Origin of the sequence: Pseudoalteromonas sp. TAE56 (assembly GCF_000497955.1) — a bacterium.
Classification (GTDB): Bacteria; Pseudomonadota; Gammaproteobacteria; order Enterobacterales; family Alteromonadaceae; genus Pseudoalteromonas.
Window position 1 is genome coordinate 1 of the sequence record NZ_AUTN01000048.1, and the last position, 9,603, is coordinate 9,603.

At 38.7% G+C, this 9,603-nt stretch carries 6 protein-coding genes; all 6 read right to left on the minus strand.

The window, feature by feature from the left end; translation table 11 throughout:
* Positions 1 to 846: DUF1329 domain-containing protein (locus tag L656_RS0101670; RefSeq protein WP_024597959.1), on the minus strand; the 846-nt coding region annotated here is incomplete at its 3' end.
* Between the two features lie 13 nt (positions 847 to 859).
* A complete protein-coding gene (locus L656_RS0101675; RefSeq protein WP_024597960.1) occupies positions 860 to 2,959 on the minus strand; it encodes a DUF1302 domain-containing protein in 2,100 nt (699 codons plus the stop codon).
* A gap of 252 nt (positions 2,960 to 3,211) precedes the next feature.
* Positions 3,212 to 3,433: a DUF2835 domain-containing protein gene (locus L656_RS01000000121795; protein WP_033036512.1), complete on the minus strand. Its 222-nt coding sequence runs from the start codon at positions 3,431 to 3,433 to the stop codon at positions 3,212 to 3,214.
* Positions 3,434 to 6,028, minus strand: coding sequence for an aminopeptidase N (gene pepN, locus L656_RS0101685; protein WP_024597961.1), 2,595 nt, complete (start codon positions 6,026 to 6,028; stop codon positions 3,434 to 3,436).
* A gap of 47 nt (positions 6,029 to 6,075) precedes the next feature.
* The gene (gene nhaC / locus L656_RS0101690; RefSeq protein ID WP_007586912.1) at positions 6,076 to 7,539 is read right to left on the minus strand and encodes a Na+/H+ antiporter NhaC; all 1,464 of its coding nucleotides are present in this window, start codon (positions 7,537 to 7,539) and stop codon (positions 6,076 to 6,078) included.
* A 181-nt stretch (positions 7,540 to 7,720) separates the two neighbouring features.
* On the minus strand, positions 7,721 to 9,603 hold a 1,883-nt coding region (gene prc, locus L656_RS0101695), incomplete at its 5' end, for a carboxy terminal-processing peptidase (protein WP_024597962.1).

Consider the following 9,603-nt stretch of genomic DNA (forward strand, 5'->3'; position numbering starts at 1 on the left):
GGCTGCTGTGCCTGGTGCATCATATGCAACATTAGGTGCACGACGAACGCGACGTTGTCCCGAGTTATAGGTCCATGCTTGGCGCGGCGTTAATATTTGGTCCATCGTTTCATGAACTAATAACGCAGTACCCGCTAAACGCGCAGGCTCTGTAACGCTCTGTTTAAACTTAAACAAAATATTTGAGTCTTGAAGCTCCGCAGGTGTTGCACTAGGGTCTGAGTATTTAACTAATAACTGCTCATCAAAACCAACATAGTTATAAGAACCAGATGCAGTCGGTGCGGCTTGACCACCAAAACGCTCAATAGATTGGCCACGGTAACGTAATAAGTGATTCCAAATTGCCTCTAAACCAGTTTTAGGAATAGGGAAAGGAATACCAATCGCTGTATTTTTAATACCATTACCGCCTTCAATTAATTCAGCAGTCGGTGCAAACTTTTTAGTCGCGTCATAAACAAACTGAGGGTACGAAGCTGAGCGGCGTGTTTCATACACTGGCATTTTAAATGTGTCCGGGTATGCTTCAAATAAAGCAATTTGACCTGGGCTTAGATTGGCTTTGTACTTTTCAATATTACTTTTATCGATAGTAAAAAGTACTTTATCAGCTGTAAATGGGTCAAGGTGATGCATACCAGCTTCATAACCTGCAGGAGCTGCTGTAATGCCGTTATTCCAAGCCGGAATAGAACCATCAGCATTAGCTGCTTTTTCTGCACCCATTGGCGTTAAATTTTGACCTAATTGAGCAACTTCATCAGCGCTTAATTTAGCTAAAGCTGCGCTACTTGCAAACAAGCTACAAAATGCTGTAGCGATGAGGGTAGGTTTTTTAATCATAGTAATGTTACCCCTAAATAGAATATTTTAAGTTAAAAGAAACGTAATCGCGATCCGAGAAAGTATTAATATCGCCGCCGCCCCAAAACGAGTTATAGCTCACATCAAGTGACCACGCATTTTGGTAGTTAAAGTTCATAGTTGCACCTAAAGATTTACGATCTTCGATAAATAAGAACATAGGATCTGGTGTATTACCATTTACGTCATGAGAAAATACAAAACGTGGCGAGAAGTTAATACCGTTATATAGGTTAAAGTAATCACCTTTAGCAATTAAGCGATACCCCCAAGAAGACGCAGTAGCAAATGATTTTTCTTCAGCACCATTTGATAAACCAAGTTGCAATGTTGAGTAATCAGTTGTACCTGGGCCTGTAATTGTGCCACTACGGCCAGTACCTGATACATTTAAACGCATTTCGTCATATTCTGGCATGTTATGAATTTTTACAGCACCCACTTCACCAACAACAGCCCAACTATCAGCACCTAATGAAGGTCCAAATAAGTGAGTAGCCGTGAATTGAATTTGTGATGTATCACGTTCAATATAGCCTTGAGCAACTTCACCCGCACCAACAGAACTAATATCATCGCCAAAACTCATTTGCGAAATACCTGCAAAATCAGGACGAAGACCTGCAAGTGCTAACTGCTCAGGCATAGCTGTGTACAATAGCTCTACGTCATCAATTTGCAGTGGTTCATCTTGACGAAACGCAAATTCACCCGCAAAGGCTGTTTCACCAATAGTTGTGTTAAAACTTAAACCATATAGTTTAATATCTTCTGGGTAGTCGTTTTCAGCTTTTGAGAAAGCCGTTAAATCAGCAACATTATCTGACGTAATTTCTGTTGTCATGATCATCGCTAAATCTTGAGCTATTGCTGCCTGCGAAAAGTTTGATACACGACCAGATATAAGCGGACGACGGCTGTGGTAGTTCACGTGGTATAACGCAATTTCAGTATCATTAAACTCAGGTAAAAATATACCTAGACGTAAACCGTACTGGCCGCCATCTTCAGGTTCTGTTTTACCATTATCCCCTTTGCCTTTAAGCGCAACCTTAGTTGGGTAAGCAAGATACATTTGGGCTAATAAAGCGCTTCCTTCAGCACTTGAAGGATCAATACCTTGAGCAGCTGCTGCTAATGCAAAATCAGATGTTAGGTTATTTAAACTATCCGTTAAAAAAGCAACATCAATATCAGGATTAGACGTAAAGCCTAATTGAACATTCTGCTGATAACCATTTTCTGCTGCAAAGTCATTAGTAGAAAAGTATGTACCTGCTGCTGGTAAACGTGTTTCTTGCCATTGATATTGGTAGAAACCTTCAAGCGTAATGTTCTCAGTAATACCAAGCGATGCCCAAAGCATACCGATTGGTATAAATGCTTCTTTTAACTCAGCGCCAGGAGCTTTTAACCTATCTATATCAACTGGGTTTACGTTAATACCATGAGATATAAGCGTACTTTCACCCCAGTTAACTACTTGCTGGCCTAAACGGACAGATAAAGGGTTATTACCATCATTTAAATCAAAATCGGCCCATACAAACGCATCTAATAAACGTATGTCGGCACAGCTTTGTGCTTTAGTATCTTTATCATCACATGGATCAACACCTTGCCCTGATGTAGGATTTGAATATGCATGATTGCCATCCATCAACGCAAAGTCGTAAAAATACATGAAGCGAGTGAACAAACCGTAGTTATCTTTATTTATTGAAAGGTCGTGTGTTCCCTTCAATAGTTTTGAGAATGAGTCACCACTATCAAAATTCAAATTACCAGCATCACCGTTATTTGAATAAGACCCAGGTTGAGCCCATACATCTTGAGATGAATAGATAGTGTTACTTAGCGCAGGATTGTATCCTGTCCAATCAAATGCTGGATTATTACTTTTACCAATTAGGTTAAAGTCTCTATCCTCTACGCGAACACTTTGCCCATATGAAAAAGTTGAATCGAAGGTAATATCAAAACCTCCAGCTTCAAATGTTACAGCTTGAGTACTTGCTGCAGATAAACCTAAACTAGCGGCTGCTAAACCTATAGCGATTCTATTTTTAACAAAAAGCGATCTTCTTATCATTTTGGTTCCCCCCTGTCGCGGGTCATTTTGTGTGATCAAGTTATTGTTTTTAGTGTAATCATAACGATAGAAGCGAATCAGTGAAATTACAAATACTCGCTCAAATCAGTCATATACTTTTTATTCTGGTTAACGCTTACGTATTGGTAAGACGTCGTACCAGATAATTTATACACGTTATTTAACAATAGGACAAATTGAAATTAACAAAAATACAATATTTTTATGGTTTTATAACATAAAAACAGGGAGCTAAGCCACTTGTTCAATACGAATGAATTTATTTTCGGGGGTTAATAACATTCTAAAACGCCCTCTTATACCTAGGCTGGTAATAAAAGGTCTTAAATGATTAGCAGAAAAACGTACTGTTTTCCCGCCATCTTCTACAACTTGTAATGAGCTAAAACGGCCATGGTAGTAATCCATGCACTCGTTATAGCTCAATCTTAGGCTAAAATAATACTCAATCATTTATGCGAGCGCTTTTTCAACCTTTTCATACAAGTCAGCACTTAGGCCATCGAGGTTGGCTAAACGCTGTAATTGCAATTTCATTGCGTGTGAACGTACATCATCGTAACGCTTCCACGACATAAATGGTGTAAGCATACGAGACGCATTTTGTGGATTAATTGCATTAAGTTTTATTAATAAATCACCTAATAACGCATAGCCTTGAGCATCTGATCGATGAAATTGCGCTGTATTAAAGTGGCTAAAACTTCCTACAAGTGCACGTACACGGTTAGGATTTGAAAAGTCAAAACACGGGTGTTCATAAAGTGCTTTAATATTTTCTATCGCATTACTGCCTGATTGCATAGCTTGCAGTGCAAACCACTTATCCATGACTAAAACATCATGACGCCACTGACTATCAAAATGACTCAAAAGCGCTTGTCGAACAGGGTGTGAAGCTTTTACCACTGCGCTTAGGGCGCCAAGTACATTAGTCATATTAGTCGAACTTGCAGCCTCCTTAATAAAGGTTACAGCCTCAGGTTTTTGTGTTCTAGCAAGGTAGTGCAAGCATATTTGTTTTAAAGCACGATTCGCAACGGAGGTTGCACTTACACTGCCATCATCTTCAAGAGATTCGTAACAACTAAGTAATTCATCAGCAAGTTCATCAGCAATTTGTTGCTCAAACTTTTCTGTTATTTCGATAATCTCATCAACAGGTATTACATCAAATTCAGCAGCTAACGTGTCAAAACTTGGCAATTTAAACAGCTCTGCAATTAAAGCTAAATCGCCCTCTTTGGTGTTTATAAGCACACGTAGCGCATTTATAATTTCGCTACTTAATACGCTATTCGTTGCATCGGTGATTTGAGATTTAATCGCCTTAATGAATAGCTGCTGTTGTGCATCCCAACGTGAAAAATCACTGCGCGCAAAACGCATAATATGCAATAGTTCTGGCTCTGTTGTTTGCTGATTTAAAATACAAGGAGCAGAAAAGTCTTCGAGTAAAACCGCAACAGGCTTTTCTAAAATATTGTCAAAGCTAAATGTTTGGGTCGTATTTGTTACATCAAGTACATGATCTAGCTTTTTACCTTTATATTGCAGAGCAATACTCTGCCCATTGGCATCAAGTAGTTCAATAGCAAAAGGTATATGAAGCGGTTTATTCTCTGGCTGATTAGCCGGCGCTGTTTGCTCGATTGTCAAAGTGTATGTATTTGAGCTGCTATTAAATTTTTGAATTGCATTTAAACGCGGTGTACCTGATTGGCTGTACCATTGTTTAAATTGCTCTAAATTAACGCCTGATGCATCGCTCATCGCACTAACAAAGTCATCACATGTAACTGCTTGCCCATCGTGGCGCTCAAAGTAAAGTGTCATACCTTTTTGGAAGTTCGTTTCCCCCAGCAATGTGTGCATCATACGGATAACTTCAGCACCTTTATCGTATACAGTAACTGTATAAAAGTTATTCATTTCAATAACTTTCTCTGGGCGAATTGGATGAGCCATAGGGCCTGCATCTTCACTAAACTGATGCGTACGCATTACTTTAACCGCATCAATTCGGTTAAGTGCACGAGAGCCTAAATCACTGCTAAATTCTTGATCCCTAAAAACCGTTAAACCTTCTTTTAACGATAACTGAAACCAATCTCTACAAGTAACTCGGTTACCAGTCCAGTTATGAAAATACTCATGCCCTACAATAGATTCAATCGTATGGTAGTCTTTATCTGTGGCTGTTTCTTGATTAGCTAATACGCATTTACTATTGAAAACGTTCAGCCCTTTATTTTCCATCGCGCCCATGTTGAAAAAATCGACGGCTACAATCATATAAATATCAAGGTCATACTCTAAATTAAAGCGCTCTTCATCCCACTGCATTGCTTTTTTAAGTGAAGCAATAGCATGGGGTGTTTTAGATAAATTACCTTTATCAACAAACAATGCTAACTCTACATCCCTGCCGCTTTTAGTTGTGTACGTGTCTTTTAAAGCATCAAAATCGCCCGCTACAAGTGCAAATAAATAGCTCGGCTTTTTAAATGGGTCTTGCCATTTTACAAAATAACGACCATCTTGTGTTTCACCACTGTCTACTTGATTACCATTAGAAAGAAGTTGCAGATATTTTTTATCGGCAATGATAGTTACATCAAACGTGGCAAGTACATCAGGGCGATCCATGTAATAGGTGATTTTTCTAAAACCCTGCGCTTCACACTGTGTACAATACGCACCGCCAGATAAATACAAACCCTCTAGAGAAGTATTTGTCTCAGGTGATATCTCGGTCACAATACTTAATTGGCAACTATCCGGTAAATTATTAATTATTAGCTGCTCACCAATAATTTCATAATCAGTTATATCGACCGTATCAATAGATAAAGACAGTAAGCGTAAATCAATACCATCAAGTACTAAAGGTGCTTTTTTATCACCAACCCGCGTTAGTGTTAGCAAAGAGCTTACTTTGGTTGATAATGGCTGTAAGTCAAAGGTTAGCTCTGTGTGGTCAATTAAAAAATCAGGAGCTTTATAGTCTTTAAGATATTGTGCTTGAGGTTTACTTGATTCAGTCATAGATACTCCAAAACAGCTCCTTTTAAGTTAAAAGGAGCTGTTTAAAATTAGGCGGATTGTTTTGGCTTAATACGTAAAATTTTAATGCCTAAGTAGGCATAAACAACCGCTAAAACAGGGTTAATTAAGTTAAAGAAAGCGTAAAGTGCATAATCAAAAGGGTTTATTAGTAAAACGCTTTGCATATATGCGCCACACGTGTTCCATGGAATTAGTGGGCTGGTAATTGTACCGCCATCTTCCAATGTGCGAGATAAGTTAACAGGCTTCAAACCACGTTTTTCATATTCATCTTTAAACATACGACCAGGTACTACAATTGCAATATATTGATCGGCCGCTATCACGTTAGTACCAATACACGTTGCTATTGTTGCCGCAATTAACGATCCCGTACTTTTAGCTATTTTAAGTATGCTTTTAACAAAAATATCCAAAAGGCCTGTTTTTTCCATAATTGCACCAAACATCAGTGCAGTCATAATAAGCCATGTGGTTGTAAGCATTCCGGACATACCGCCACCACTAAGTAGAGAGTCCATTTTGTCATCGCCTGTACTTATGCTAAAACCATCAAAAAACGTCGTCCAAACAAGCTTAAAGTAGCCAACTAGCTGTCCTTGAGAAACATCAATTTGGCTAGCAATTAAATCAGATTGAAACAACATGGCCCAAACAGCGCCTACAACAGCACCGATAGAGATAGCAGGAAAGGCCGGCATTTTTTTAATCGCTAAAACTAAAAGTACAATTAGCGGGATTAGCATTTCAAAACCAATATTAAAGTTTTGCTGTAAAATAGCCGTTATTTCATCAATACGCCCCGCTTCGCTTGAAGCAGTTGCGTTAAAGCCCATGAATATAAATATAATCAGTGCAATTACAAAACTAGGTACTGTCGTCCACAGCATATGTTGAATATGCTCAAACAAATCTGCGCCTACAACTGCTGGCGCTAAATTTGTTGTTTCAGACAGCGGGCTTAGCTTATCACCAAAGTACGCGCCAGATATAACAGCGCCTGCTGTTACTGTTTGCTCAAGTCCAAGACCCGTTGCAACACCTAATAAAGCAACACCTATTGTAGCGGCAGTAGTCCAAGAGCTACCAATGCTCATAGCTACAATGCCACAAATTAAACAACTCGCTGCGTAAAACCAACTTGGGTTTATAACTTGCAAGCCATAATAAATTAAAGTTGGTACCGTTCCAGAAAGTAGCCAAGTGCCAATTAACGCACCTACCATAAGTAAAATTAGTATAGCTCCAAGCGAAAGCGTTATACCTTCAATCATGGCTTGTTCTAACTTTTTCCATGTATAACCGTTTTTAAGCCCAATTAAAGCCGCTGCAAAAGTAGCAAATAAAAGCGCAATTTGGTTGGGCCCTGATGAAGAGTTATCACCAAATAAGTAAACTGCAGCACCTAGTAAACAAATTAATACAGAGATAGGAATTAACGCATCAAAAAACGAGGCGGGCTTGATTGGTTTGTCATCCAATAGCTTCAAAGTAGAGACTCCTAGACACACTTACTGTGTGTTTAATTATTATTTTTAGCACGTTAAGCGCATTAACTGAGCGTCATTAATCTAGCTCAAATTTATGTAATCAAAGATTATAACAATTTAGTAAATTTTAGGTAGTAAAAAAGGCGCTAAAGCGCCTTTTTTATAGAGGTAAAACCAGTTATTACTTCTTAGCTATACGACCATAATTAATATAGTCTTGAGTAATTAATGCAGCTTCTTCTAAAAATGGGTCAAGCTCTTCAATTACTTCTGGTAAATCGTCTAAGTTTTCTACCGGGTCTTTACCTAAACGCTTAAGACGTTCGTTAGTACGTACAAGTGCACGTGCTTCACCTTCATCTTTTTCTTTAATACGCGTAGCTTCAACTAAAGAGATAGTTTTACGGTCTTTCTCTTCGTTGTATAAGGTAATGTCATTAAATACATAACCAAATTCTGGTTCTGATTTAATTCGTACTTCGTGTTGCTTCTCAAGGTAGGTAATAATAGGTGTTAAATTACCTAACTTTTTGTATTTCGCTTTAACAATGCTATCCCAAGGAAGTGCATTATCTTGCTTACTTTCGCCCCACTCTGCAGGATCGATTGCTGATGGAAACGAAATATCAGGGATCACACCTTTATGTTGTGTACTACCACCGTTAATACGGTAGAACTTAGCAATAGTATACTGTACACTACCTAGCGCATTATCGTATAGGTCATAAGCGCGGCCTAAGCCTTTGTGCTGCTGTACAGTACCTTTACCAAATGTTTGCTCGCCAATAATAACCGCACGACCGTAATCTTGCATTGCTGCTGCAAATATTTCAGAAGCAGAGGCACTGTAGCGGTCAACTAAAACAGTTAAAGGGCCATCGTAATAAGTTATACCATCGCGATCTTTTTGCTCTTCTATACGGTTATTTAAGGTATGAATTTGAACAACTGGACCTTGGTCAAAAAACAAACCTGACAATTGAGTCGCTTCATATAAAGAACCACCACCATTTTGGCGTAGGTCGATAATAATGCCATCAACTTTTTCTTCTTTAAGCTTAGCCAGTTCAACTTTTACATCTTTAGAAAGATTATTGTAAAAGCCAGGAATTTCAATCACTCCAACTTTACTTGTTAAGTCAGAGTATTTGGCTTCAAATACTTCTGATTTAGCCGCTCTATCTTCAAGTCGAATTTTATCACGAGTGATTTCAACAACTTTAGGTGCACCGTGAGCGTCAACACCTTTTAAGTACTGTAGACGTACTTTAGTCCCTTTAGGGCCTTTAATTAAATCAACTACGTCATCTAAACGCCAGCCAATTACATCTACAAATTCTTCGCCATCTTGGGCAACGCCGATAATGCGATCATCAGCTTTAATTTGATCTGTTTTATCTGCAGGGCCTCCTGGCACTAAGCTGCGAATAACAGTGTAGTCCTCATCAGGGCTTAGCACGGCACCAATGCCTTCAAGCTCTAAGTCCATATCCATTTTGAATTGCTCTGCACGACGTGGCGATAAGTAAGACGTATGAGCCTCAATACTGCGTGCTAGCGAATTCATAACAATTTGAAAAGCATCTTCTGAATTAGATTGTACTAAACGTTTTTCTGCATTTTTATAACGTTTGGTCAGTACTTCTTTAATGCCTTCCCAATCTTTACCCGTCATTTTTAAACGCAGTGCATCGTACTTTACACGCTCACGCCAAATTTCATCAAGCTCAGCTTGTGACACAGGCCATGCCGAATCTTCACGGTCATAAAAGTATTCATCTTCTTTATCAAACGTCATTTCTTTTTCAAGTAAAGTAAGTGAATACTCGTAACGTTCAAAACGGCGTTTAAGACTTAAGTTAAAAATATCAAACGTAAATTCTAATTTACCGGTAGTAATCGCGTTGTCAAAGTCATCACGATATTGCTCAAAAGAGGCAATATCGCTGGCTAAGAAAACGCTTTTATTAAAATCAAGGGATTCGATATAACGATCGTACACTTTACTAGAAAGCTCATCGTTAAATCGAACCGGTGTATAGTGTGAACGAGCAAATAAGCTAG

Excerpts from the sequence above, each read along its gene's own strand:
- L656_RS0101675 (WP_024597960.1), bottom strand. The coding sequence starts at position 2,959 with ATGATAAGAAGATCGCTTTTTGTTAAAAATAGAATCGCTATAGGTTTA.
- L656_RS01000000121795 (WP_033036512.1), bottom strand. The coding sequence starts at position 3,433 with ATGATTGAGTATTATTTTAGCCTAAGATTGAGCTATAACGAGTGCATG.
- pepN (WP_024597961.1), bottom strand. The coding sequence starts at position 6,028 with ATGACTGAATCAAGTAAACCTCAAGCACAATATCTTAAAGACTATAAA.